The organism is Streptococcus sp. 343_SSPC (genome assembly GCF_001072385.1).
Lineage (GTDB): Bacteria > Bacillota > Bacilli > Lactobacillales > Streptococcaceae > Streptococcus.
This window is the reverse complement of sequence record NZ_JVKU01000011.1, coordinates 54,465-80,101: the sequence shown is the minus strand read 5'-3', so window position 1 is coordinate 80,101 and position 25,637 is coordinate 54,465. Positions and strand designations below refer to the sequence as shown.

The following is a 25,637-nucleotide window of genomic DNA, read 5'->3' as shown; positions in this document are numbered from 1 at the left end:
GAAGAAAAATGAACATTCGTCGTGCAACTATGAATGATTTAGAAGCCATTGTTGCCATAGAACTGGAAAATTTTAGTCCAGAAGAGGCAATAGATAAGACGGTGCTTGCAAAACATATTGAAACGTTTAATAATAGCTTTTTAGTCGCTGAAAAGGATGGCCAACTTCTAGGCTATCTAGAAGGACCCGTTACTCAAAAGAGATATGTCGATGACCGCTCTTTTACAACAGAAGTAAAGGACGAGTCCCATCTACCAGGAGGTTTTATTATCCTTACGAGTCTTTCGATTTCTCAGTCTGCCCAAGGCTTAGGAGTTGGGAAAGCCCTACTTGAAGCCATGAAGAATCTTGCCTTAGAAGAAGGACGGGAAGGGGTTAGTTTGACCTGTCATGATTACTTGATTGAGTATTATGAAAGGAACGGCTTTGTAAACGAAGGACGCTCGGCCTCTAACTATGCTGGGGAAGTCTGGTACGATTTAGTATGGGAGGTCCCATCAAGTAAGTGATCAATAGGATTTAAGGCCCTCAAGCCTCGTTCCTATTGCTTTTCTATCCCTTTTAAGATATAATATTAAGGATTATGACAAGGGGGGTCAAGTATTTGACTGAAAACCAACAAGAGAATGAAAAATTATTAAGCTTCAAAGAGCGGATTCTCCGTGATCTTGAAGAAGCCAATAAACAGATTGTACAGGTTGAAAAAGAAGTTGACTTACCTGTTCAAGAAATTTCTATTCCAGAGAACCAAGAAGACGAGACGGAAGGGGCGCTTTCTGAGCTTGTGTCGGAAGAGTCCGAAGTTCAGGAAACCGTAGAGATTCCAGAGGAAGTAGAAAAAGTAGAAGTACCAGAGGTTACAGAGGTTCCTGCAATTCAGGAAGTAGCCGAAGAGAACCAAGAAGAAACACCTCTACCAATCGAAGAGCCAACTCGAGAAGCAGAAAGCTCAAGTCAGCCTGTGGCTGTTTCGAGAAAAGAAACACCTGTATCTAGTGTTTCGCGCAAGGATCGGGATCAACGCGTTCAGAAAAAGAAAAAGCAGAACACCATTGCGAAACGAATCGTTTTAACGGTTCTAGGAATTCTTTTTGTCTTAATGGTTGCAACTGGAATTTTTGCAGTAACCTATGTTCAATCTAACTTAAATGCTATGGATGCCAAGGCTACAGAGTTTGTAACCGTTGAAATTCCTGCTGGTTCTAGCAATCGTGAAATTGGGACTATTTTGGAGAAAAAAGGCTTGATTAAGAATGGCCAGTTCTTCAACTATTACACCAAGTTCAAGAATTATGGGAACTTCCAATCCGGTTATTTCAATCTTCAAAAGAGTATGGATCTAGATACCATTATTCAAAAATTGCAAGAGCAAGGAACTAAAACTCCGGAACCACCAGTCTTAGGAAAAATTACCATTCCTGAGGGCTACACAATTGATCAAATCGCGGAAGTGGTTTCTGTGGATGCGAGCTCCAAATCTGGTGCCAAGACTCCATATACGCAAGAAGAATTCCTAAAAGTCATCCAAGATGATGCCTTTATTGAAAAGATGGTAGCCAAATATCCTAAGTTACTCGCAACCTTGCCATCCAAAGAAAGTGGCGTACGCTACCGCTTGGAGGGATATCTCTTCCCAGCTACTTATGGCTATGGAAAAGATAGTAAAATGGAAGATCTTGTAGACCAGATGTTAGCTGCAATGGACCAAAATCTTTCAGCCTACTATGACACCATGGAAGCTAAAAATATTGATGTCAATGAGGCATTGACGCTAGCTTCTTTGATTGAAAAAGAAGGTGCTACCGATAAAGATCGCAAGGATATTGCAAGCGTCTTTTATAACCGTTTGAATCAAGATATGCCTCTTCAAAGTAATATTGCCATCTTGTACGCACAAGGCCAATTAGGCAAGAAGACGACTCTAAAAGAAGACGCAACGATTGACACCAATATCGATTCACCTTATAATATCTACAAGAATACTGGTTTGATGCCTGGTCCAGTAGATAGTCCAGGGGTATCTGCAATTGAAGCAGCCGTTAACCCAAGCAAGACAGACTACCTCTACTTTGTAGCAAATGTAGAGACTGGGGAAGTCTATTTTGCGAAAACTTATGAGGAACACACTAAAAACGTGGAAGAACACGTGAATAGCAAATTAACAGAAAGCAGCTCAAACTAAGGAGGATGTGGCATGCCACACCTTTTTAGTTCGAAAAAAATAATAGAAAAGAGAAAGAAATATGGCAGAAAAAACCTATCCAATGACCCTAGCTGAAAAGCAAAAGTTAGAACTAGAATTAGAAGAATTGAAATTAGTTCGTCGTCCAGAAGTTGTAGAGCGGATTAAAATTGCTCGTTCTTACGGAGACCTTTCAGAAAACAGTGAATACGAAGCAGCTAAAGACGAACAGGCTTTTGTTGAAGGGCAAATCTCCAGCCTAGAAACAAAGATTCGTTATGCTGAAATTGTCGATAGTGATGCTGTCGCTGTTGATGAAGTAGCGATTGGAAAAACCGTTACTGTTCAAGAAATTGGCGAAGACGAAGAAGATGTCTACATTATTGTTGGTTCAGCTGGAGCGGATGCTTTTGCTGGTAAGATCTCAAATGAAAGTCCAATCGGTCATGCCTTAATTGGTAAGAAAACAGGGGACACTGTGACGATTGAAACTCCAGCAGGAAGCTACCAAGTGAAAATCTTGAATGTGGAAAAAACAGAATAAAAAATGAGAGTGAGTCACTCTCATTTTTTTTGAAGATAAAGTCTTCTGAAAAACTTTCCTTAGGTGAGTACGGACGTCATGGAACTTCGAAGAAGTTCCATGACTTAGTTTTGAGACCTTCGCTCTTTAATTTCCAGGCTCAGGCTAAAACAGTTCCCCAAACTGTTTTACTCTCAAAACTCCCGAGTGCCTGAAACACAATAGTTTCAGGCACTTTTCTCACAGCGGAAAGTTTTTCATCTTCTTAAATAACTAAAAAATAAAAGTAATTTTTTGATAATCATCTAACTGTTTTATGTAAAACAATAGTTTGTATCTATTATTATATGAGAATGAACCACTCTCATTTTTTTGTAGTAATGGAAAAGCCGAGATATCATCTCGGCTTTTTTGCTAATATTAGTTACGGTTGCGTTGTTTTCCAGCGTTTCGTTTTTTGTTTCCGTTAGTTGGAAGGGAACGATTCGCATTGGTTGGATTAGTAGGTGTAATATCTTTTTTAACGCGACGTCCATTGGATGCTGGAGCTTTTGGAGGGTTGTTTTTATATTCTTCAGCAACTTGTTTCCGCAATTTTGGACGGATGAGGTAGTTGATGACAAATTGTTGAATAATCTGTACGAAACCACCGACTACCCAGTAGAGAGTGACGCCAGCTGGTGCCATCAAAGAGAAGACTGCAATCATAATTGGGCTTACGAGAGCTGTTTTCTTCATGGTTTCTCTTTGGTTTTCATCTTCGATACCATGGAGAGAAAGCATGCTTTGAATGTAGTAAAGAACAGCAACAACTAAGGTTAAAGCTAGACTTTTTGAACCGAGACCAATGCCAAGGAAAGAGTCCTTGCTAATACCTGGAGTGTATTGAGCTGCAAAATATAGGGCAGAGAAGAAAGGCATTTGAATCAACAAAGGCAAACAGCCAATGCCGCCGAATGGGCTGACACCATTTGCTTTTTGAGCATCCATCAATTCAGAGTTGGCCAATAATTTCTCTTCTTGAGTCTCTGCATTTTTGATGCGTTCTTGGATCGGCGCAAAGATTGGTTTAAGGTAGTTCATCTTCTCAGACTGGTAGGTTGCCTTCCATGATTGATAAATACCTAGTGGGAAGATGATGACTCGAACAATCACTGTTACGAGGATAATCCCTAGACCAAAGCCAAGGCCAAGATCTGTCGCAAAGAAATTGATGGCTTCCCCCATCGGTTTTCCAATGAGGTTCCAGACGAAACCGGTTGGTTGTTTGGTTGTCTTGTCGATGCTGACACATCCTGTTAAGAGGAGGAGGGCTGACAAGCTGAGAGCAGCAAGTAGATAACGTTTATATTTTTTCACGAGTTACAATCCTTTAATTTTAAATAATACCTTTCTATTCTACTGTTTTTTTATTAAATTAACAATAGTTCTCTGGACTTAATTTGAAATTTTAAAATCTTTGTAGGGTTCGAAGTTTGCCAGATGGACGTCTAGATAAGAAACCTTTGAAAAAGGAGTAGGGCCTTTTCGTATTTCTTGGATAAATTTGGCCATGCGGGCATTGTCTTCGCAGGCGGCAAGGATAGTGACCGTTCCGTCATCATTGTTCCAGACCCGGCCTGTAATACCTCCAATTTCTAATGCTAAGCTATAAACTCCCCAACGGAAGCCAACACCTTGAACCCGACCTTGGGCCGTCATTTCAACTTTTTGCATGCTTGTTCTCCTTGTGCTTGAATTCCTACTCAGGACGGAGAAGCTCCTCCTGTGAATGTGGTATAATAGTCTTATGAATATTATAACCTCTAAGTCCAATAATGGGATCAAAAAAGTTAAAAAACTTCATCAAAAAAAATACCGAATCGACTCCTACCTGATCGAAGGCTGGCATCTTTATGAAGAAGCTATCAATCATCAGGCTCCGATTGAACAAGTCTTTGTTCTTGAAGAGTTTGTAGATAAGGTCAAGAAAGATACGAAGGTGACCATCGTAAGTCCTGAGGTTTTAGCAGAAATTGCTGATTCCAAAAGCCCTCAAGGAATTGTGGCAGAAATTAAGATACAGCCAATCCAGCATCTTCAGCTGGCTCAAGGACGGTATTTATTGTTAGAGGATGTTCAAGATCCAGGAAATGTCGGAACCATGATTCGGACTGCTGACGCAGCAGGCTTTGACGGGGTGCTTCTAACCGATCAATCAGCAGATTTGTATAATATGAAAACCTTGCGCTCTATGCAGGGGAGTCATTTTCATCTTCCTGTTATCCGTCTGCCTAAAGAGCAACTCTTAACAGCCATTGAAGAAAGTCAGCTACCCATCTATGCGACCACCTTGTCTCAGGATTCTATTGACTATAAGCAAGTGGAGAAAGTCCCTGCTTTTGTACTGGTTATGGGGAATGAAGGACAAGGTATTAGTGACCAGATGGCTGAGAAGGCAGATCAGCTCGTTCATATCACCATGCCAGGTCAGGCAGAGAGTCTGAATGTCGCTGTTGCTGCAGGGATTTTGATCTTTTCTATGATTGAAGAATAGTGCGTTAGTCAGATAGAGGAGGTGAGACGCATGTATCGACAAGACAAAGAATATATGGCTGAAGTCGGACATTTGATCCAGCATCCCAAACTTCAAAAATTAAAGGAAATTCCCCACCATATTCATTCCAACCGTTTGGAACATTCCATTCACGTTAGCTACACCAGCTACCGCATTTCTAAGAAGATGGGCTGGGATACCAAAAGTACAGCAAGGGGAGCTCTCTTACACGATCTTTTTTACTACGACTGGCGGCAGGTCAAATTTAACAAGAGCCATGCCTGGGTACATCCTCGGATAGCTGTCCGAAATGCCAAAAAGATAACAAGCCTCAATAAAAAAGAAGAGGACATCATCCTCAAACATATGTGGGGCTTGACGCTTGCTCCACCTCGCTACAAAGAATCTTTCCTCGTGACCATGGTCGATAAATACTGGGCGATAAAAGAAGCCTCAGAACCAATGAGAAAAAAGTGGTCAAAGAGGAGACTTTTCCATCGAAAAATGTTAAAATCATAATAATTTAAGTTTGAAAGGAATGATTGATGATGAATCAACAAACCGTTATCCACGAACAAAGTGGTCTTAATAGCTTTTATAGCAAAATTTATTCTCTAGTTGGAGTTGGAGTTGGAATCTCAGCTGTTGTCTCAGCTTTGATGATGACCCTTTTCCAAGAAACCTTCATATATATTCTAACTCAGGCTCCATGGGTCTACTATATTGCCATTGCTGTTGAATTGATTTTGGTCCTGGTCGCTTCGAGACAATCTGTGAAAAACAATCCCATGGCCTTGCCTCTCTTTTTAACTTATTCAGCTCTGAATGGCTTTACCTTGAGTTTTATCATTGCACGCTATGCTCAAGCGACAGTTTATAAAGCCTTCGTCGTTAGTGCCTTGATGTTCTTCATCATGTCTGCCATTGGTCGTGTGACCAAAAAAGACTTGTCTGGAATGGGACGAGCATTTATGGGGGCCTTGATTGGTATTATCATTGCTTCGATTGCGAACATCTTCTTACAAAGCTCTGGTATGGATTATGTCCTTAGCATTCTTTGTGTTATCATCTTTGCAGGTTTGACTGCTTGGGATAACCAAAAGATTCGTTATGTCTATGAACAATCCAATGGTCAGCCAACCAATGGTTGGGTTGTTGCTTTGGCTTTGGAACTCTATCTTGATTTCATCAACTTGTTCATCAATATCTTGCGTATTTTTGGACGCAACGATTAATCGAAAGAGCCGGGAAACCGGCTTTTTTTGTTGGAAAACTTGTGATATACTAAAGAAAATTGATAGAAAAGAGAATCTTCACATGAAACGTCCATTTATTAGTAGAGAAAGATTAAAACAAATTACGGAAACCTATCCAACTCCCTTTCACCTATATGATGAAGCTGGGATCCGGCAGACAGCTCGTGCCCTCCATCAAGCCTTTTCTTGGAATCCAGGCTTTAAGGAGTATTTCGCTATCAAAGCGACCCCTAATCCAGCCATCCTAAAAATCCTCAAAGAAGAAGGCTGTGGCGTGGACTGTGCTAGCTATGTGGAGCTGCTGATGGCACAAAAATTAGGGTTTACAGGCCAAGAAATCATGTTTTCTTCCAACAATACACCGGTTGAAGAGATGGTCTTTGCCCGTCAGCTAGGAGCGACTATCAACTTGGATGCCTACGAAAATGTAGCCTTCCTACAATCTGTTGCGACACTACCGGAGGTCATCTCTTGCCGCTATAATCCAGGAGGGGTGTTTGAACTGGGAACGGATATCATGGACCATCCTGAAGAGGCTAAGTTCGGCATGACCAAGGAGCAATTGATCCAAGCATTTACGGAGTTGAAAGATTTAGGAGTCAAACGATTTGGGATTCATGCCCTCTTAGCTTCGAATACCGTCTCCAATGATTACTATCCAGAATTGGCTAAGCAATTATTCCAGTTGGCAGTAGAAGTGGTTGAAAAGACAGGGGTTACCTTGGACTTTGTCAATCTCTCCGGTGGGGTTGGAGTAAACTACAAACCAGAAGACAAACCAAATGATATTGCTGTAATTGGGGAGGGTGTTCGTCAGGCTTACGAGGACATTTTAGTTCCAGCCGGCTTAGATCAAGTGAAAATCTATACAGAATTAGGCCGCTTTATGCTAGCCCCACATGGCCTATTGGTCACCCATGTCACCCATAAGAAACAGACTTATCGGACCTATCTAGGAGTAGATGCTTCGGCTGTCAACCTCCTCCGTCCTGCTATGTACGGGGCCTACCACCATATTACCAATCTCGATCGTCCAGACGGAGAGACAGAAATAGTAGACATTGTTGGTAGTTTGTGTGAGAATAATGACAAGTTTGCCAAGAATCGGGAATTTCCTGTCTCTGAAATTGGGGATCTCTTGGTCATCCATGATACAGGAGCGCATGGTTATTCCATGGGCTATCAGTACAATGCCAAGCTCCGCTCTGCCGAGATTTTATTAGAAGAATCAGGCCAAACTCGTCTCATTCGACGGTCCGAAAAACCCGAGGATTACTTTGCAACATTGTATGGCTTTGACTTTGAAAAATAGGGCCTTTTTGGTATAATAGAAAATGTGTAAATATTGAATTTAGGAGAAAAACACTTATGTCTACATTTTTGACAATTTTATTGATTATCCTTGCTTTCTTTGGTGGAATGTTGGCAGGTATGTACCTACTTCGCAAGCAGTTTGAAAAAGAATTTGCATCAAACCCACGTTTGAATGTTGAAGCGGTTCGTACATTATTGGGAGCTAGTGGTCAACGTCCAAGTGAAGCGAAAGTGCAACAAGTTTACCGTCAAATTCTGAATCAACAAAAAGCATCTTTGAATACGAAGAAGAAATAAAAGCAAAACAGATGACACAATAAAATAAGTAGAGGGACTTTAAGATTTTTCTTGGTCCCTTGTTTTGAAAGGAAGGCAGATGGACAATCGACCAATTGGTTTTTTGGATTCTGGTGTCGGAGGGTTAACCGTTGTTCGCGAATTGATGCGGCAACTTCCCCATGAAGAGGTGGTCTATATTGGTGATTCCGCTAGAGCACCTTATGGCCCGAGACCAGCAGATCAAATTCGTGACTATACTTGGGAGATGGTTCGTTTTCTCCTAACGAAAAATGTGAAGATGATTGTTTTGGCCTGTAATACGGCGACAGCTGTTGTATGGGAAGAGGTGAAAGAAGCCTTGGATATTCCTGTTCTAGGAGTGATTTTGCCAGGAGCTTCCGCAGCGATCAAGGCGACAAAAAGCAAACGAATTGGAGTCATTGGGACTCCAATGACGGTCGCCTCAGATATTTATCGGAAAAAAATTCAAAGCCTGTCACCAGAAATGGCAGTAGAGAGTTTAGCTTGTCCGAAATTTGTCCCTCTGGTTGAATCTAATGAGTTGCAGTCCAGTGTTACAAAAAAAGTTGTCTATGAAACCTTGAAACCTTTGGCTGGGAAAGTAGATACACTGGTTTTGGGATGCACCCATTATCCTCTCCTTCGCCCTATTATTCAAAATGTCATGGGGCCAGAGGTTCAGTTAATTGATAGCGGTGCTGAGTGTGTCCGGGATATCTCGGTCTTGCTCAACTACTTTGAGATTAATCGCAGTCGTCAACTGGAGGACTGCCACCATCAGTTTTATACAACGGCCAATGCAGCCAGTTTTGCAGCGATTGCCAAGACTTGGTTGCATCAAGTCGTTCATGTGGAGCATGTAGAATTATGAACCAAAAGATTTATGAATACAAAGATGCCTTAAATTGGTTTCTAGCTGAATGGGGAGATCGGAGTGACTATAACGAATATAGTGAAGTCTCTTCAGAAGCTTCTGAGCTTGTTGACCTAGTAGAATCACTAGTTGGAGACACAGACTTGGGCTTTCCCCTAAATGTAACGGTTGTTCGTTACGCCTCTAGTTTGCAGTTTTTGACCTTCCTCTTTCAAATCGTTGAGGAAACACTAGGTCGCAAAATTGAAATCGTGCAGCGTCAAGGAGCTCTTCTCATTGTAGAAGGAGAGCAATTGCTCTCTGTTTATCTACCAAAAAATGGTCTTCCACTTGCAGATTTTTTGGGTCGGGAAGGTCTTAAGGATCGCTTGCTAATCGCTACTCGGAATGAAGGAAAAACAAAAGAGTTTCGTCAGATCTTTGAACAAATGGGTTTTGAAGTTGAGAATCTCAATGACTATCCAGATCTTCCAGAAGTCGCTGAAACAGGAATGACTTTCGAAGAAAATGCTCGCCTAAAAGCTGAGACAATTTCACAGCTAACAGGGAAAATGGTGTTGGCAGATGATTCAGGACTCATGGTCGATATCCTTGGGGGCTTACCAGGTGTCTGGTCTGCTCGCTTTGCAGGTGTAGGAGCGACCGACTTAGAGAACAATGCCAAGCTCTTACACGAGTTGGCGATGGTCTTTGAATTGAAGGATCGGTCAGCAAAATTTCATACAACCTTAGTGGTTGCCAGTCCTGGTAAGGAGAGCCTTGTTGTGGAGGCGGATTGGCCAGGATATATCAATTTTGAACCAAAAGGTGAGAACGGGTTTGGCTATGATCCCCTCTTTCTGGTAGGAGAAACAGGTAAGACATCTGCTCAACTAACTCTAGAGGAGAAAAATCAACAATCGCATCGTGCTTTAGCCGTGAAGAAATTAGTGGAGGTATTCCCAGCATGGCAGAACAAGTAATTATCGTCATGAGCGATTCTCATGGCGATCGTCAGATCGTAGAAGAAATCAAAAACCACTATAAAGGAAAGGTCGATGCCATTTTTCACAACGGGGATTCTGAGTTAGAAAGTACCGACCCTGTATGGGAAGGCATTCATGTTGTCAAAGGGAACACGGACTTTTATGGGGAGTACCCCGAACGTCTGGTGACGCAATTGGGTCCTACTCGGATTATTCAAACCCATGGTCATCTTTTCCAAATTAATTTTAGTTTTCAAAAGTTAGATTTGTGGGCCCAGGAAGAAGATGCAGATATCTGCCTCTATGGCCATCTGCATATTCCGGATGCTTGGAAGGAAGGGCGTACCCTTTTTCTGAACCCTGGGTCAGTCAGTTTACCGAGGGGGCCCATTCAAGAGTGCCTCTATGCTAAAGTGGAAATTGATGCAGATTCCTATCGAGTTGAATTTTTAAATCGGAAACATGAGGTCTATGAACCTCTTACAAAGGAGTTTGATCGATGATCGCCAAGGAATTTGAGGAGTTTATTCTCCGAGAAGAAAAGACTTTTTTGACTCCAGCGCGCAATTTGGCTGTCTTGATTGATACGCATAATGTGGATCATGCCATCTTGGTGCTGAGTCAAATTAGCTACACTCGTGTTCCTGTTGTGACCGATCAAATGAAATACGTAGGGACGATTTCTTTAACAGATATTCTTTCTTACCAAATGAAACATGATTATTCTGATGAAGTCTTTTCATCCATGGACATCGTTCATATGACAAAAACGGATGGGGAGCGCCTTGGAAAAGACTATACTGTGACGGAAGTCTTGCATAAGTTGGTAGAGGAATCCTTTCTACCGGTTGTTTCAGAGGATGGAATCTTTGAAGGGATCATCACTCGAAAATCCATTTTAAAAGCCATCAACTCCCTCATGCACAATTTCTCAAATGAATATGAGATGAGGAAAAAATGAAAGAATACATAGCTAGTTTTATCAAAGAAAAAGACTTAAGTGAAAATTCACAGACGGCTTATTCTTATGATTTGGATCAGTTCGTGGATACTGTTCATAACCATGTCTCAGATACCAATCTTCGAATTTATCAAGCTTCGATTAAAGATTTTAAACCAGCTGTTCAAAAACGGAAGCTTTCAGCCGTCAACCAATTTTTGTTTTATCTTTATCAACATCAAGTTATTGAGGATTACCATCGCTTAGTCCTTCCAAAAGTCTCTGTGCCGAAAAGCCACGATCAAGAACTATTGGACTTATCCCTCTTGTGGGAAGGGTCAGAGCTATCCCAAGGTCGCTTGATTGCCCTATTGATTGTCGAGATGGGCTTGTTGCCTAGTGAAATTCTTCAGTTGAAAATCGTTGATATCGAGCTCGATTTTCAGGTTTTACGCGTAGGAAAAGAAGGACAAAAACGGGTCTTGCGTATTCCGGATGCTCTTCTAGGAGAGTTGACGGATTTGATGACGGGGACTTATTTATTTGATAACAAGGGCAAGGCCTACTCGCGTCAGTGGGGCTTCCGTCAATTAGAGTCCTTCCTATTGGAAAAAGGGTTTGAGAATCTTTCGGCACAATCCTTACGGGAACAATACATTTTAAAACAAAGAGAACAGGGGATGGATCTGTTTAGCATCGCCCGTGAGCTCGGGTTAAAAACTCTTGTTACCTTAGAAAAGTATAAGTAATGGATATTAAAATAAAGGATTTTGAAGGTCCCTTGGATCTTCTCTTACACCTCGTTTCAAAATACCAAATGGATATTTATGAGGTTCCTCTGATTGAGGTGATCGAGCAGTACTTAGCCTATCTAACGACCCTTCAAGCCATGCGACTTGAGGTTGCTGGTGAATACATGCTGATGGCCAGTCAATTGACCTTGATTAAGAGTCGGCGTCTCCTTCCAAAAATTGCGGAGCAAGCAACGGATGAAGAAGATTTGGAGCAGGATCTCCTGTCTCAAATCGAAGAGTACCGGAAGTTTAAACTATTGGGTGAAAAGATGGCCCTTCAACACGAGGAGAGAGCCCAGTACTTTTCAAAACCCAAAACGGAATTAGTCTATGATGATGCTGAATTGGTCCATGACAAGACCACGATAGATCTTTTCTTGGCCTTTTCAAAATTGTTAACGAAAAAGAAGGAAGAATTTCGACAAAATCATACGACCATTGTTCGAGACGAGTATAAAATTGAAGACCTGATGAATGTTGTTCGTCACTTGTGTCAACCTGGTAAGAGAATCTTACTACAAGATATTTTTGAGGAAGCCAAGGATGTCAACGAACTGATTACAGTCTTTTTGGCGACTTTGGAATTAATTAAAGTACAAGAAGTTGAGGCTCTTCAGGAAGAACCATTTGGAGATATTATTTTAGTAGGATTAAAGAATGAGTAAAATTGCAGAGATGGAGGCCCTCTTGTTTGTTGCAGGAGAAGATGGTTTGACGGTGAGGCAGATTGCCGACCTCTTATCCCTTCCTCCCACAGGGGTGATTCAAAGTTTAGAAAAATTGGCCCAGAAATATGAGCAGGATCAAGATTCTAGTATGGCCTTATTGGAGACAGCGTCAACCTATAAATTAGTGACCAAGTCCAAATATGCAGAGCTGTTACGTGAGTATTCAAAGTCACCAATGAATCAAAGTCTCTCTCGTGCCGCCTTGGAAACTCTCTCCATCATTGCCTATAAACAGCCGATTACTCGGATTGAAGTCGATGATATTCGAGGGGTGAACTCTAGTGGAGCTATTTCAAAATTACTTTCTTTTGAGTTGATTCGAGAAGATGGGAAGAAAGAAGTCATTGGGAGACCTAATCTCTATGTGACGACAGATTACTTTTTGGATTACATGGGGATAAACCATCTAGACGAGCTACCAATTGTTGAAGAGACGGAGTTAATCGGTCAAGAAAGCCAATTATTTACAGAAAGAACTGAGGAAATTGATGAGAATTAACAAATATATTGCTCATGCTGGTGTCGCAAGCCGCCGCAAAGCAGAGGAATTGATTAAGCAAGGCCTTGTCACTGTAAATGGCCAAGTTGTCCGTGAATTGGCGACAACGATCAAGTCTGGAGACAAGGTAGAAGTAGAAGGTCAACCGATATACAACGAGGAGAAGGTTTACTACCTCTTAAATAAACCAAGAGGGGTCATCTCCAGTGTATCAGACGATAAAGGGAGACCAACTGTTATTGATTTGTTACCGCAAGTCAAGGAACGGATTTATCCTGTTGGTCGTTTGGACTGGGATACCTCTGGGGTCCTCATTTTGACTAATGATGGTGATTTTACAGATGAAATGATCCACCCGCGTAATGAGATTGATAAGGTTTATGTTGCGCGCGTGAAGGGATTGGCGAACAAAGAAAACTTGCGTCCCTTAACTCGTGGTGTGACCATCGATGGCAAAAAGACCAAGCCAGCAACCTATGAGATTCTAAAGGTGGATCCAGAAAAGAATCGCTCAGTTGTCCAATTGACCATCCATGAAGGACGCAATCACCAAGTCAAAAAGATGTTTGAAGCCGTTGGCCTCTTGGTAGATAAATTGTCCCGGACCCAATTTGGAAATCTAGACGTTTCTGGACTTCGTCCTGGTGAATACCGCCGTCTCAATAAAAAAGAAATCAGCCAATTGCATACCCTTGCAGTGACAAAGACGAAAAAATAATGAAGAAATGTGCAATCGGCCTTGTTCGTCTCTATCAACGCCTTCTTTCGCCCCTCTTTCCACCTTCCTGTCGCTATAGTCCTACCTGTTCCAACTATATGATTCAGGCTATTGAACGGCATGGTTTGAAAGGGATTCTGATGGGGTTTGCTCGGATTCTTCGTTGCCATCCCTGGAGCAAGACTGGAGTAGATCCAGTTCCAGATCATTTCAGTCTGAGAAGCCACCTAGAAGAAGAGAAAAGCGAAAATTAAGTTAGAGCAAACTTCCATAAGAAGTCTCACTCAGAGCAAAGAAAAAAGTTTTGGAAATTCTCCAAAACTTTTTGTTTTTAGCGATCGGACCAAGTACGAGGCATAAAGAGCAGTAACATCGGGTAGATTTCTAATCGTCCAGCAATCATGGCAATTGATAGTAAGAATTTAGAGATGGGGCTAAAGATAGCGAAGGTATCCGTTGTCCCAATCATCGGTCCGATATTGTTAAAGCAACTAAAGACTGCACTGACAACCGTCATAAAATTGTTGCTGTCAAAGCTGACAACAGCAATGAGGGCGATGGTAATCAAGGTATAGACTACGAAATATTTTAAGATTTTGTGCTGGGTGTCCTTATCCAAGGCAGTGCCATTCACATGTAGGGTCATCACCCGGTTGGGTGAGAGAGTCGAACGAATTTGATTCTTCCCGATCCGAGCTAAAATCAAGCAGCGAATCACTTTTAGTCCCCCAGCCGTTGACCCAGCGGATCCACCAACCACCATGAGCATGAGAAGGAGGAACTGAGAAAAGAGTGGCCAATCAACAGTATTGCCAAAACCAAATCCAGTCGTGGTAATGACATTGGAGACTTGGAAAAAGGACATTTCAAAACTATCCGCAAAATTATGATAGAGATGGAAAATGTTGCAGGCAATCAAAAGGGAAGAAACTCCGACAATCATCAGGTAGGTGCGAAGTTCCTCATCGCCGAAGAAGGCTTTGAACTTGCGAAGCATGATGTAGTAATAAAGGTTAAAATTGACCCCAAAGACCAAGACTCCAAAGCTGACCAAATAGGTGATGAGCGTCGAATGGTAGTGGGCAATCCCGTCGTTGAAGACGGTGAATCCACCGGTACCAGCAGTCCCCATAGCAATGATAAAGCTATCATAAAGAGGCATGCCGGCACAGAAGTAGATCACGACAAAGAGGAAGAAGAGGGCCAAATAGAGGTAATAAAGGATTTGAGCTGTGTTCTTCAATTTGGATACAATTTTACCAAATACGGGACCAGGCACTTCTGCCTTCATCACTTCGAGGTGGCTGTTCTTGTTATTGTCCATAATAGCTAGGGCAAAGACTAGCACCCCCATCCCTCCAATCAAGTGGGTGAAACTACGCCAGAAAAGAAGGGAAGGACTGAGGACGGAGACGTCATTTAAAATGGTTGCCCCTGTAGTCGTAAAACCAGAGCTAACTTCGAAAAATGCATCAATGATGTTTGGGATTTGTCCTGAAAAGACAAAAGGAAGAGCACCAAAGAAGGACCAGAGGATCCAACACAAAGCCACAATCAGAACGCCTTCCTTGGCATAGATGTGAAAATCTTTGGGTTTGAAAAAGGAACCAATGCCTCCCAATACAAGGAGGATCGCAATGGTTGCAAATAGGGAGAGAAAGACAGTTGGGCTATCCTTGACAACAAAATCGTTCTTTAGATTGAGAAGTGCAACCACAATCGGCACACAGAGCAACATAGCTTCAATCAGAAGAAGTTTTGCTAAAAGGTAGCGAATCATACTTTTATTCATGGCTTACCCCTCTAACAAATCATAGATTTTAGTGATGTTGCTGATTAGGGTAGTAACGATAATGCGATCCCCTATCAAAAGATGGTCATCTCCAGTTGGGAAAATAGCTTTCCCGTTTCGAATAATGGCTGCGATGAGAACACCTTTTTTCAATTTCAGTTGTGCCAAAGGTTTGCCCGTCATTTTGTTTTCTTCGCGAATCTGGAATTGAAGGGTCTCGATTTGACCGTTGGCGACGTGGTGCAAGGCTTCAAGATTTGAATAGCGGGCATTATAGCGACCACGAATGAAGTGCATGATGGTGTCCACCGCAATTCCTTTGGGTGTCACAATACTTGAAAAATCTTGCCGATCAATAATTTCCAGTAGGCTAGTCCGGTTGACCTTGGTAATATTCTTTTGAACACCTACACTATTTAGGAACATAGAAGCGATAATGTTTTCTTCATCGACCCCTGTTAGAGTCGCCACAGCATCAAAGTTACCTGCGCGCTCTTCCATTAGAATATCTTTTGATGTCCCATCTCCCTGGATAACATAAAGATCCGGGAATTCTTGACTAAACCATTCTGCCCGTTTTTGATCGATTTCAATGACTTTTAAGTCAATCTTCCTTTTGCTATTTTCCAAAATATTTAGGAGATAGTAGGAAATCTTGCCAGCTCCGATCAGAAGCAGACTTTTAACAACTTGCGGTCGAATGCTATTGTGGAAGTCTACGATTTCCACTCGATTTCCAGTCATAAAAATCTTATCAAAGGCTTGTAAAGTGAAGTCGCCATCTGGAATCGTTAACTGACCTTGCCGTTCGATGGCACAGATAATGATGTTTCCGTATTTCTTTCTGAATTGAGAAAGAGTCATCTGGCAGAGTGGGCTTTCCTCCTTGATTTTGAACTCCATGAAGGCCACTCGCCCACCAGCGAAGTGCTCAACGGATAAGGCATTTGGGAAGTCAATGCTATTAGCAATGTAGCGAGCAGCAAGAAGCTCAGGATTGACAACTAGAGAGAAGCCGAGAATATTTTTCTCTTTAAAATAAGAATTTGAGTATTCCGGATTGCGAACCCGGACAATGGTTTCTTTGGCTCCCATTTTTTTGGCTAAGACGGCAGAAACCATGTTGACTTCGTCTTGCTCTGTTAGGGCGACAAAGATGTCACAGTCCGCTACATCTGCTTGTTCGAGAATTTTAAAGTTGGCACCATTTCCAACAATACCAATGATATCGTAGCGTTTGGTAATATGATTAACGACGGCTTCATCTTGTTCGATCAAGATGACATCGTGATTTTCTGCGACGAGGGAACGACAGAGTGCTGTTCCGACTTTACCGCCTCCAACTACAATAATTTTCATGAATATTTCCTCCAAAGTATGATTCTATCTTACTCTATTTTCAAAAAAAAATCACCTCTTAATGGTGGAAATAGGGCATAAAGGGGCAGATTCTCTAAACTACATGAAAGAGAATGTAAAAAAGTGAAATTTTTTTGTCGAAATAGTTGACAGGAGGCATGAAAGTGGTATACTGATACAGTAACCTCATTGATTTACCTCAAACCTGTTGTGAGTTAAGTTAATGAAGTCGTAACCACGCTGTTTGCTGAGCTTGACTCCGGGCAGTGTGGCTATTTTTTTGCCAGAAATGAGATTGTGATGAATATTGAAGAATTAGCTTATACAGAAACCAAATCAAAAAACCATGTAGTTCTCTATCAACCTCAAATTCCCCAAAACACAGGGAACATTGCTCGTACTTGTGCGGCCACCAATGCTCCTCTTCACATCATTCGGCCCATGGCTTTTCCTATCGATGATCGGAAAATGAAACGTGCGGGACTGGATTATTGGGATAAGTTGGATGTTCGCTTTTACGACAGCTTGGATGAATTTATGGAGGCTGCAGCTGGAGGAAAGGTCCACCTGGTTTCAAAATTTGCTGATCAGACTTATTCAGATGTGGATTACAATGATGATGCAGAACATTATTTCATTTTTGGTCGTGAGGACAAAGGCTTACCAGAGGATTTTATGCGGCTTCATGCTGAAAAGGCGATTCGGATTCCGATGAATGATGAACATGTCAGAAGCTTGAATGTCTCCAATACCGTTTGTATGATTGTCTACGAAGCCCTCAGACAACAGGAGTTTTCAGGCTTAGAGCTGGTCCATCAGTATGAGGGAGATAAGTTGAAGTAGGAAGAGACTCTTTACAAAAGGAGTTTTGTTGTAACTTTTGATATTACAAAACACTTGCAATAGCAGGTGTTTTTTGTTATGATTAAGGAGTCTTCAGGGCAGGGTGTAATTCCCGACCGGCGGTGACTTTTACTAGGAAATGTTCTTTTCCTTTTCTACTTTGTTGTCAAGTTTTGCCTAACTAGAAGTTATGCCTAGAGCTTGTCGCCTCGTCTAAAAGAAAATCTCCATTTCCATACTCTAAAAGAAGTCCGCGAGCGCAAGCTGATGTGGTGTGATTCCACAACCGACAGTATAGTCTGGATGGGAGAAGACGAGAGAGGAACAAACCTGTTCTTTTTGACGATGGACTTTATGGAAATTTTGTTGATTCTATAAGAAATCAGTCTTTGCGCTTTTTTCTTGTAGCATCAGGGCTTTTTTCGTCAAGTATTAAGGAACTGTTTAAGTTTTCTTTAAAACGATTGAAATAGAATAAGGTTAAGGGAATCTTTCCAACTTCTTCTAATTTTAGTAAAAATTGGAGGAACCTGTGATGACAAATACTCGTAAACTGACCCTAGTGGCTGTTTTATCTGCACTTTCTTTTCTATTGATGTTTTATCAACTATCAATAGGGATTGATTTTTTAAAGGTTGACTTTAGTACGATTCCAATCTTACTCGCCTTAGTTCTATTAGATCTAAAGAGCTCAGTTGTGGTGGTTTTGATTCGATCTGTTCTCAAGTTGGTTTTGAATGGTCGAGGAGCTGAGACCTTGGTTGGCTTACCGATTAATATCATTGGCGTCTTAGTCTTTGTCTTAGCATTTGCAGTCATTTGGAATAAGAAGAAAAGCCAGGTTCGGTTTGTAATTGCTAGTCTAGTTGGGACCATTGGTTTAACCATTTCCATGCTCCTAGTCAATTACTATTATGCCATCCCTCTCTATGCCAAATTTGTTGGTTTTGACATCGCAAAGATGGTCGGAGTTGAAAAGTATCTTCTCAGTATGGTTGTTCCCTTTAATCTAATAGAAGGACTGATTTGGGCTGTAACCTTCTGGATGGTATACACCGTCGTACAGCCCCTACTTAAAATCTATGAAAAATAAACAATCTCATTTCTTAAAGGGCTCTTTTGCCCTTTTGTTATTTATGATTCTGGGCTATGTAGTCAAATTTTATCCGGAAAATTTAGTCGGAATCGATCAACCGATTCAATCGGCTATTCGCGGGGATTTACCAGTCTATTTGACAGCCTTCTTTACCCGTGTAACAGTGCTGATGAACACACCCGTTGTTGCATCCTGGGTTGGCGTCATTGTCCTCTTCTTTGTCTGGAAGAAATGGTATACGGAGGCCCTCCTCCTCACCGGGAGTTTAGTTACAACTGGATTACTCGTGGTAATCTTGAAACACATCTATTTACGTCCACGGCCAGCACTTCAACATTTGGTCCAAGAAGGGGGCTATTCTTTCCCAAGTGGCCACTCTTTAGCTGCCACCCTGGTCTTCGGTAGTTTGATCATTGTGGTAGGGCAACGGATGACCTCTCAAGTCGGGAAAGTCCTGGCTCAGCTTGCCCTCTTCCTTTGTATGGTGATCATCGTTGTATCTCGTGTCTATGTTGGGGTTCATTACCCGACAGACGTCACAGGAAGTATGCTTTTGGGATTTGGTCTTTTGCAAATGGTCTTTCCTTATTACGACCGTTTGCGTTTTGAATGGCGCTTTAAGAGTAAGCAGAAGTAAAGCATGAACGATTTATTTGAAGAAAAGGTCCTAAGGGTCGTTGCTCAGATTCCCCTGGGATGTGTGGCCACCTATGGTCAAATTGCCCAACTCATTGGCTATCCTCGCCATGCCCGCCAGGTCGGCAAGGTCTTGGCCACTTCTACAAAAGCTGTGACTTATCCCTGTCACCGGGTTGTGACCTCTACTGGTCGCCTGGCTCCTGATTGGGAAGAGCAAGGCACGCTTCTCTGGGCAGAAGGGGTGGAATTCAAATCCAACGGTTGTGTGGATCTTAAAAAACACAAATGGAAAGCAGAGGAGACTCAACTTTGAGTTCACTCTGCTTTTTTGCTATAATGAGGGGTATGAAATCCTATACGACCTTAAATGATTATTACCGAACCTTATTTGGAGAAAAGACCTTCAAAGTCCCAATCGATGCGGGCTTTGACTGTCCCAATCGTGATGGAACTGTTGCTCGAGGGGGCTGTACTTTTTGTACAGTTTCTGGCTCTGGGGATGCCATCGTAGCACCAGATGCCCCTATTCGGGATCAGTTTTACAAAGAAATTGATTTTATGCACCGCAAATGGCCCGACGTCAAAAAGTATTTGGTCTATTTTCAAAATTTCACTAATACGCATGAATCCGTCGATGTCATTCGGGAGCGCTATGAGCAAGCCATCAATGAACCAGGTGTCGTAGGGATTAACATCGGGACACGACCAGACTGCTTGCCGGATGAAACGTTGGCCTATCTAGCAGAATTGACAGAGCGCATGCATGTGACTATTGAGCTAGGCTTGCAGACGACTTATGAAACGACATCTGAATTGATCAACCGAGCCCATAGCTATGAACTCTATGTGGAAACGGTGAAGCGGATTCGCCAACAGGTCCCTAAGGCAGAGATTGTTTCACACTTAATCAACGGTCTTCCTGGGGAGACGCATGAGATGATGGTGGAGAATGTCCGCCGTTGTGTAACAGACAACGATATCCAGGGCATTAAATTGCATCTGCTCCATCTCATGACCAATACCCGGATGCAACGAGACTACCATGAAGGGCGCTTGCAATTGATGAGTCAGGAGGAATACGTGTCGGTCATCTGTGACCAACTGGAGATCATTCCCAAGGAGATCGTCATCCACCGGATTACAGGAGATGCTCCACGCGAAATGCTGATAGGACCGATGTGGAGTCTCAATAAGTGGGAAGTACTGAATGCCATTGAAGCTGAGATGCGTCGTCGTGGAAGTGTTCAAGGTTGTAAAGTAGGAAAATAGGAGGAGTAGCATGTTGCGACCATTAGAGATGGCCCATGATTTTCTTAGGGAGGTCATTACAGATCAAGATACTGTAGTTGATGCGACCATGGGCAATGGGCATGATACCCTTTTCTTGGCAAAACTAGCCAAAGAAGTCTATGCATTTGATATTCAAGAGCAGGCCTTGGTCCAAACGCAAAAGCGTTTGGAAGAAGCAGGTCTTTCCAATGCCCACCTTCTGTTAAAGGGGCATGAAGAAGTAGATCACTATGTAAAGCAGGTCAAGGCGGCTATCTTCAACTTAGGCTATCTTCCTTCAGCAGACAAGTCCATTATTACCCAGCCCAGAACAACGATCCAAGCCATTGATAAACTCTGTCACCGCTTGATCAAGGGAGGGCGAATAGCCATTATGATCTATTATGGTCATGAGGGTGGGGACCTAGAAAAAGATGCTGTCTTGGAGTTTGTCTCCCAACTTCCTCAACAAGAATTTACGGTCACTACTTACCGGACCCTGAACCAGATCAACCATCCCCCATTTTTAGTCATGATCGAAAAATTAGAAAGTTATCGCCATGGATAAAGAATTTTTAAAAAATAAAATTGATGCTCTTCGACACGATTTTGTGGAGTCCACCTCTCATGAACGTGCCGTTGGTTTTTTAGATGAAGCACGGATGAGCAAAAAGATGATCAAAATCAAGAAGAAGCTGGTCTCTCTTGAAATGGAACGTTGCCAGAAGAAAATTGAGCACAAGGATCTGACAAAGATTGATCAAAAGATCCAAGAACAAAAGCAACTCTTTGAGGACTGTTGTAACCAACGATCAGGAGGATAAGGGATGGAGATTCTTGTATACGCCATTGTCTTTTCCTTGATCCTGATTGTCTCCAATGCGACCAATAAGTTGATTCCGACCTTGCCCCTCCCTTTGATCCAGATATTATTAGGGATTGGGATTGGCTTTCTCTTACCCAATTCGGAGTACCATCTAGATACCGAGCTCTTTTTGGCCTTGGTTATTGGACCGCTCCTCTTTCGAGAAGCAGAAGAAGCAGACATTACCTCGATTCTGAAGCACTGGCGCATTATCGCCTTTTTAATCTTCCCAGTTATTTTTATTTCGACCCTTAGCTTGGGTTGGTTGGCCCATCTCTTGTGGCTAGGAATTCCACTAGCGGCCTGTATGGCAGTAGGGGCAGCGCTCGGGCCGACTGATTTGGTGGCTTTTGCCTCCCTTTCGGAACGCTTTACCTTTCCAAAACGAATCTCCAACATTCTAAAAGGAGAGGGCTTGCTCAATGATGCTTCAGGTTTGGTTGCCTTTCGTGTGGCTCTAGCTGCATGGACCACTGGAGTCTTTTCCTTGGGCCAAGCTAGTTGGGACTTGGTCATCTCTATTTTAGGAGGGTTTGCGGTCGGGATAGTGACAGCTACTGTCAACCGTGGGCTTCAAAAATTACTGCTCAGTGTTCGGGCAACGGATATTGCCAGTGAACTCATTTTAGAATTGAGTCTCCCCTTACTGACTTTCTTTATCGCAGAAGAGATCCATGTATCAGGGATTATTGCGGTTGTCGTGGCTGGGATCCTAAAGGCTAGTCGGTTTAAGAAAATTACCCTACTAGAAGCCAAGGTGGATACGGTCACGCATACGGTATGGAATACAGTCAATTTTGTCCTCAATGGGTCTGTCTTTGTCCTTTTGGGGATGGAGCTGGAGATGATTTCTGAGCCAATTTTGAGGACTCCCTTTTACAACAATCTGCTCTTGATTGTGACTGTTCTCTTATTGACGGGGCTCTTGTTCCTGATTCGCTTTTTGATGGTGTATGGATTTTACTGGTATCGGGGTTTCCGATTGAAAAAAACCATTGATAAGTATCTGAAAGATGCCCTCTTGTTGACCTTTTCAGGGGTCAAAGGAACAGTGTCAATTGCGACCATTCTCTTGATACCGACGCATCTAGAAGCAGAATATCCAGTTCTCTTGTTTTTAGTAGCAGGGGTCACCTTGTGTAGTTTCTTAATCGGACTTCTCGTCCTCCCAAAACTATCCGAGGACAAAGAGGAATCCAATGATCATTTGATGCATATTGCTATCTTGAATGATGTCGTCATGCTATTGGAGAAAGAGTTGACGGTGACCAAGCAGAAGGGTCCTTTATACGCGGCGATTGATAATTATCATGGACGGATAGAAAATATGATTCTCAATCAGGAGGATAAAGCGACTCAAAGAGACTGGGAACAACTAAAACTCCTTATTCTTAGTATTGAAAACGATGGCTTGGAACAGGCTTATGAAGAAGGAAAGATTCGAGATAGAAGTTACCATGTCTACCAACGTTATCTTCGATCTATGGAGCAGAAGGTCAACCGCAATCTGTCATCGCACCTGACCTATTATTTCTTGGTGCTCTTCCGCTTGCTCCGACTGCTGTTGCACGAGCTTGTGACCTTTGGATCCGGTATTCGGGCATGGAAAAACGGAGAGAATTACAAGCTTGAAGCCATCGACTATGACCAGATTGCTGCCTTGTATCTGGCCAATACGGAAATCATTATCGAGAGTTTGGAAAACCTAAAAGGGATTTATCGGAGTACCTTGATTTCCTTCCTTCAAGAATCTCGTCTGCGGGAAACATCGTTGATTACCAGTGGTGCTTTTGTAGAGCGGGTTATCAATCGCATCAAGCCTAATAATATTGACGAGATGCTAAGAGGCTATTACTTAGAAAGAAAATTGATTTTCGAATATGAGGAGCAGCACTTGATTTCGGCTAAGTATGCGCGTCGCATGCGCCAAAATGTCAACGAATTGGAAAACTATTCCTTAAGAGAAAGTGCCAATACTCTTCCTTATGACATGATCAATTATGCTCGGAATCGGTAAAAGTGAGTTTCCGCTTTAATAGAAGAAAAGAGATTGGTGACGCTTGTCCCAATCTCTTTGTTTTGTATCTTAGTAAGTCTTTTTACTGCTCTGGCTGGATATAATAGCGTTCTTCCCCGATTGGAATCAGCTGGACCTTTCCCCCGTAAAAAGCTGATAGCGTTTCTTGGGTGAGAATTTCCTCCTTAGGTCCTTGGGCAAAACTTTGTCCCTCCTTGAGGAGAAGGACATGGCTAAAGGACTTGGTGATTTCCTCTGCATGGTGGGTGACAAAGAGAATGGTCGGCGCCTTTTCCATCTGCTTGATCTGTTGGATTAGCTGAAAGATCGCTTCCCGAGCAAATAAGTCAAGACCACTAGAGGCTTCGTCAAAGATGAGAAGATCGGGCTCTTCCATGAGACTACGGGCGATAAGAATCGTCTGTTTTTCCCCTTGAGAGAGAGTCCGGTATTTTCGCCCAATCAAAGAAGCAGCACCGATGCGACGCAACATGGATCGTGCTTCCTCGAGTTCTTTTTCTCCATAAGCTGTATAAAGAATGCTACTCTTGTATTTTCCAGTGAGGACGATTTCTTCTGGGGATAGAGATTCAGGGAGGCGCTCAGAAATAAAGGAGCTGACCACTCCGATTCGCTTGCGGAGTTCAGGAATCCCTCCTTGTCCAAATTGTGTTCCAAGGACAGAAACTTCCCCTTCCGTTTTCCAATATTCCGCCATTAAGAGACGGAGTAGGGTCGATTTGCCAGCACCATTCAGTCCAAGGATGGCCCAGGTTTCCCCTTTATTGACGGTCCAATTCAAACGGGAAAGGAGATTTTTTCCTTCTTTTCTGAGAGTGACGTCTTTCAGTTCAATTAATCTTTCTTTCATCTTTTTAACCTTCATAAAAATATTCTCTATTTTACCATAAATATGATAAAATAGCAGATAGGAGGAAAGGGATGTTTCATAAAAGTAAATTATTTTTCTGGACCTGTGAAGTCCTATTATTAACAATTATATTCTATATTTGGGGAAGTATGGGAAGCCTGATCTCTCCCTTTGTATCCGTTCTGAATACCATTATTCTTCCATTTTTGATTGCTGGTTTCTTGTACTACATCACCAATCCAATCGTAGAATTTTTGGAAAAGAAATTTCATCTGAATCGAATTTTGGGTATTCTATTAACCTTGGTAACCCTTTTTGGATTGATTATTTATGGGATTGTTTATATCCTGCCTATTTTGATCAACCAGTTGACAAGCTTGATTAATTCAACCCAAGGCTTGTATTGGGAAGTGCAAAGTTTTGTGACGAAGTTATCAAAGAATCCAGCCTTTCAGAGTATCAATATCCAATCAACCATTCAGCAGTTAAACCTATCTTATGTGGATATTCTACAAAATATCTTAAACAGTGTGACCAATAGTTTAGGTAGTGTTGTGTCAACGATTGTCAATACACTCTTCATTCTGGTGATGACACCGATATTCCTGGTTTACTTCTTGATTGATGGGAAAAAACTACTACCGATGTTAGAGCGGACCATCCTGAAAAATGACCGGCGGAATATTACCTCTCTCTTAGTGAGTCTCAACCAAACAGTTTCTCGCTATATTAGTGGGATTTCTATCGATGCTTTAATCATCGGGACTTTAGCCTTTATTGGCTACAGTTTTATCGGTTTGAAGTATGCCTTGGTCTTTGCGATTTTCTCAGCCTTGGCTAACCTCATTCCTTACATTGGACCGACGATTGGCTTGATTCCTATGGTGGTTACCTATGCCTTCACGGATTTCAATATGATGATCAAAGCTGTTATCTTCATGCTCATCGTCCAACAGATTGACGGAAATATCCTCTACCCTCGGATTGTGGGAGGGGTGATGAAGGTGCATCCCATTACCATCATGGTCCTCTTGCTCTTATCCAGTAACATCTATGGTGTGATTGGGATGGTTGTGGCCATTCCGGTTTATTCGATCGGTAAAGAGATCGTGAAATTCCTCGTGGCCTTGTATGAAAATCATAAAAAGACAAAGGAACAGCGCAAGCAAGAAGAGTATGGAATCATCAATAAATCCTAACAGAATAAACGAGAAGGGAATGGGTGACCATTCCTTTCAAATTGAAGATAAAGTCTTC

The 25,637-nt window shown here is 42.2% G+C and carries 31 protein-coding genes and 1 riboswitch; of the genes, 26 read left to right on the top strand and 5 right to left on the bottom strand.

Annotated features, from left to right (window positions below; all coding sequences use genetic code 11):
- Window positions 1-8: 8 nt before the first annotated feature.
- From ADH27_RS02545 to greA, 3 genes are all read left to right on the top strand, one after another.
- Window positions 9-509 carry a GNAT family N-acetyltransferase gene (locus ADH27_RS02545; protein ID WP_048715423.1) on the top strand — a complete coding sequence of 167 codons (501 nt, stop codon included), beginning with the start codon at window positions 9-11 and terminating at the stop codon, window positions 507-509.
- Between the two features lie 62 nt (window positions 510-571).
- Window positions 572-2,182, top strand: a complete 1,611-nt coding sequence (mltG, locus tag ADH27_RS02540; protein ID WP_414717667.1) for an endolytic transglycosylase MltG — start codon at window positions 572-574, stop codon at window positions 2,180-2,182.
- Window positions 2,183-2,243: 61 nt separating this feature from the next.
- Window positions 2,244-2,726, top strand: a complete 483-nt coding sequence (gene greA / locus ADH27_RS02535; protein WP_006595775.1) for a transcription elongation factor GreA — start codon at window positions 2,244-2,246, stop codon at window positions 2,724-2,726.
- 399 nt (window positions 2,727-3,125) lie between these two features.
- On the opposite strand, the gene yidC is transcribed toward greA, so the two are convergent.
- Window positions 3,126-4,064 (bottom strand): membrane protein insertase YidC, encoded by a 939-nt coding sequence (yidC, locus tag ADH27_RS02530; protein WP_048715419.1) that lies wholly within the window; start codon window positions 4,062-4,064, stop codon window positions 3,126-3,128.
- Window positions 4,065-4,142: 78 nt separating this feature from the next.
- Window positions 4,143-4,421, bottom strand: a complete 279-nt coding sequence (locus ADH27_RS02525; RefSeq protein ID WP_048715417.1) for an acylphosphatase — start codon at window positions 4,419-4,421, stop codon at window positions 4,143-4,145.
- A 73-nt stretch (window positions 4,422-4,494) separates the two neighbouring features.
- Between ADH27_RS02525 and ADH27_RS02520 the strand changes: the two genes are divergently transcribed.
- From ADH27_RS02520 to yidD, 14 genes are all read left to right on the top strand, one after another.
- A complete protein-coding gene (locus ADH27_RS02520) occupies window positions 4,495-5,241 on the top strand; it encodes a TrmH family RNA methyltransferase (protein WP_048715415.1) in 747 nt (248 codons plus the stop codon).
- Window positions 5,242-5,271: 30 nt separating this feature from the next.
- The gene (locus ADH27_RS02515) at window positions 5,272-5,760 is read left to right on the top strand and encodes an HDIG domain-containing metalloprotein (protein WP_048715413.1); all 489 of its coding nucleotides are present in this window, start codon (window positions 5,272-5,274) and stop codon (window positions 5,758-5,760) included.
- Window positions 5,761-5,789: 29 nt separating this feature from the next.
- A complete protein-coding gene (locus ADH27_RS02510) occupies window positions 5,790-6,476 on the top strand; it encodes a Bax inhibitor-1/YccA family protein (protein ID WP_006595780.1) in 687 nt (228 codons plus the stop codon).
- 82 nt (window positions 6,477-6,558) lie between these two features.
- On the top strand, window positions 6,559-7,809 hold the full coding sequence (locus ADH27_RS02505; RefSeq protein ID WP_048715411.1) for a diaminopimelate decarboxylase: 1,251 nt from the start codon (window positions 6,559-6,561) through the stop codon (window positions 7,807-7,809).
- A 56-nt stretch (window positions 7,810-7,865) separates the two neighbouring features.
- The gene (locus ADH27_RS02500) at window positions 7,866-8,108 is read left to right on the top strand and encodes a YneF family protein (protein WP_006595782.1); all 243 of its coding nucleotides are present in this window, start codon (window positions 7,866-7,868) and stop codon (window positions 8,106-8,108) included.
- A 79-nt stretch (window positions 8,109-8,187) separates the two neighbouring features.
- Window positions 8,188-8,982 carry a glutamate racemase gene (gene racE / locus ADH27_RS02495; RefSeq protein ID WP_006595783.1) on the top strand — a complete coding sequence of 265 codons (795 nt, stop codon included), beginning with the start codon at window positions 8,188-8,190 and terminating at the stop codon, window positions 8,980-8,982.
- On the top strand, window positions 8,979-9,947 hold the full coding sequence (locus ADH27_RS02490; RefSeq protein ID WP_048715409.1) for a nucleoside-triphosphate diphosphatase: 969 nt from the start codon (window positions 8,979-8,981) through the stop codon (window positions 9,945-9,947). The genes racE and ADH27_RS02490 overlap by 4 nt, the downstream gene beginning before the upstream one ends.
- Entirely contained in the window at window positions 9,932-10,453 is a 522-nt protein-coding gene (locus tag ADH27_RS02485; RefSeq protein ID WP_048715406.1) for a metallophosphoesterase, read from the top strand. The genes ADH27_RS02490 and ADH27_RS02485 overlap by 16 nt, the downstream gene beginning before the upstream one ends.
- Window positions 10,450-10,911 carry a cyclic-di-AMP-binding protein CbpB gene (gene cbpB, locus ADH27_RS02480; RefSeq protein WP_048715404.1) on the top strand — a complete coding sequence of 154 codons (462 nt, stop codon included), beginning with the start codon at window positions 10,450-10,452 and terminating at the stop codon, window positions 10,909-10,911. Before ADH27_RS02485 ends, cbpB begins: the two co-directional genes overlap by 4 nt.
- On the top strand, window positions 10,908-11,639 hold the full coding sequence (gene xerD / locus ADH27_RS02475; RefSeq protein ID WP_048688302.1) for a site-specific tyrosine recombinase XerD: 732 nt from the start codon (window positions 10,908-10,910) through the stop codon (window positions 11,637-11,639). Before cbpB ends, xerD begins: the two co-directional genes overlap by 4 nt.
- On the top strand, window positions 11,639-12,349 hold the full coding sequence (locus ADH27_RS02470; protein WP_048715402.1) for a segregation/condensation protein A: 711 nt from the start codon (window positions 11,639-11,641) through the stop codon (window positions 12,347-12,349). The genes xerD and ADH27_RS02470 overlap by 1 nt, the downstream gene beginning before the upstream one ends.
- Window positions 12,342-12,911, top strand: a complete 570-nt coding sequence (gene scpB, locus ADH27_RS02465; protein WP_048715400.1) for an SMC-Scp complex subunit ScpB — start codon at window positions 12,342-12,344, stop codon at window positions 12,909-12,911. The genes ADH27_RS02470 and scpB overlap by 8 nt, the downstream gene beginning before the upstream one ends.
- Entirely contained in the window at window positions 12,901-13,629 is a 729-nt protein-coding gene (locus ADH27_RS02460) for a pseudouridine synthase (RefSeq protein ID WP_023024093.1), read from the top strand. Before scpB ends, ADH27_RS02460 begins: the two co-directional genes overlap by 11 nt.
- Window positions 13,629-13,883: a membrane protein insertion efficiency factor YidD gene (gene yidD, locus ADH27_RS02455; RefSeq protein ID WP_048715398.1), complete on the top strand. Its 255-nt coding sequence runs from the start codon at window positions 13,629-13,631 to the stop codon at window positions 13,881-13,883. Before ADH27_RS02460 ends, yidD begins: the two co-directional genes overlap by 1 nt.
- Window positions 13,884-13,960: 77 nt before the next feature.
- Here the strand turns inward: yidD and ADH27_RS02450 are convergent, their stop codons facing one another.
- Together ADH27_RS02450 and trkA are read right to left on the bottom strand one after the other, a co-directional pair.
- The gene (locus ADH27_RS02450) at window positions 13,961-15,421 is read right to left on the bottom strand and encodes a TrkH family potassium uptake protein (RefSeq protein WP_048715397.1); all 1,461 of its coding nucleotides are present in this window, start codon (window positions 15,419-15,421) and stop codon (window positions 13,961-13,963) included.
- A gap of 3 nt (window positions 15,422-15,424) precedes the next feature.
- Window positions 15,425-16,780 carry a Trk system potassium transporter TrkA gene (gene trkA / locus ADH27_RS02445; protein ID WP_048688284.1) on the bottom strand — a complete coding sequence of 452 codons (1,356 nt, stop codon included), beginning with the start codon at window positions 16,778-16,780 and terminating at the stop codon, window positions 15,425-15,427.
- 300 nt (window positions 16,781-17,080) lie between these two features.
- Here trkA and ADH27_RS02440 point away from each other — a divergent pair, with 300 nt between their 5' ends.
- From ADH27_RS02440 to ADH27_RS02405, 8 genes are all read left to right on the top strand, one after another.
- Window positions 17,081-17,623, top strand: coding sequence for a tRNA (cytidine(34)-2'-O)-methyltransferase (locus ADH27_RS02440; RefSeq protein ID WP_048715395.1), 543 nt, complete (start codon window positions 17,081-17,083; stop codon window positions 17,621-17,623).
- Between the two features lie 85 nt (window positions 17,624-17,708).
- Window positions 17,709-17,942: riboswitch (FMN riboswitch) on the top strand.
- Between the two features lie 216 nt (window positions 17,943-18,158).
- The gene (locus ADH27_RS02435; RefSeq protein WP_048688279.1) at window positions 18,159-18,716 is read left to right on the top strand and encodes an ECF transporter S component; all 558 of its coding nucleotides are present in this window, start codon (window positions 18,159-18,161) and stop codon (window positions 18,714-18,716) included.
- The gene (locus tag ADH27_RS02430; RefSeq protein WP_048715393.1) at window positions 18,706-19,356 is read left to right on the top strand and encodes a phosphatase PAP2 family protein; all 651 of its coding nucleotides are present in this window, start codon (window positions 18,706-18,708) and stop codon (window positions 19,354-19,356) included. The genes ADH27_RS02435 and ADH27_RS02430 overlap by 11 nt, the downstream gene beginning before the upstream one ends.
- 3 nt (window positions 19,357-19,359) lie before the next feature.
- On the top strand, window positions 19,360-19,671 hold the full coding sequence (locus tag ADH27_RS02425; RefSeq protein WP_048715392.1) for an MGMT family protein: 312 nt from the start codon (window positions 19,360-19,362) through the stop codon (window positions 19,669-19,671).
- A 23-nt stretch (window positions 19,672-19,694) separates the two neighbouring features.
- Entirely contained in the window at window positions 19,695-20,627 is a 933-nt protein-coding gene (locus ADH27_RS02420) for a TIGR01212 family radical SAM protein (RefSeq protein WP_048688267.1), read from the top strand.
- 10 nt (window positions 20,628-20,637) lie between these two features.
- On the top strand, window positions 20,638-21,195 hold the full coding sequence (locus tag ADH27_RS02415; RefSeq protein ID WP_048715390.1) for a class I SAM-dependent methyltransferase: 558 nt from the start codon (window positions 20,638-20,640) through the stop codon (window positions 21,193-21,195).
- Entirely contained in the window at window positions 21,188-21,451 is a 264-nt protein-coding gene (locus ADH27_RS02410; RefSeq protein WP_006595800.1) for a hypothetical protein, read from the top strand. Before ADH27_RS02415 ends, ADH27_RS02410 begins: the two co-directional genes overlap by 8 nt.
- A gap of 3 nt (window positions 21,452-21,454) precedes the next feature.
- Window positions 21,455-23,509: a cation:proton antiporter gene (locus tag ADH27_RS02405; protein WP_048715388.1), complete on the top strand. Its 2,055-nt coding sequence runs from the start codon at window positions 21,455-21,457 to the stop codon at window positions 23,507-23,509.
- 82 nt (window positions 23,510-23,591) lie between these two features.
- Here the strand turns inward: ADH27_RS02405 and ADH27_RS02400 are convergent, their stop codons facing one another.
- A complete protein-coding gene (locus tag ADH27_RS02400; RefSeq protein ID WP_048715387.1) occupies window positions 23,592-24,395 on the bottom strand; it encodes an ABC transporter ATP-binding protein in 804 nt (267 codons plus the stop codon).
- 56 nt (window positions 24,396-24,451) lie between these two features.
- Between ADH27_RS02400 and ADH27_RS02395 the strand changes: the two genes are divergently transcribed.
- Window positions 24,452-25,579 (top strand): AI-2E family transporter, encoded by a 1,128-nt coding sequence (locus tag ADH27_RS02395; RefSeq protein WP_048715385.1) that lies wholly within the window; start codon window positions 24,452-24,454, stop codon window positions 25,577-25,579.
- Window positions 25,580-25,637: the final 58 nt, after the last annotated feature.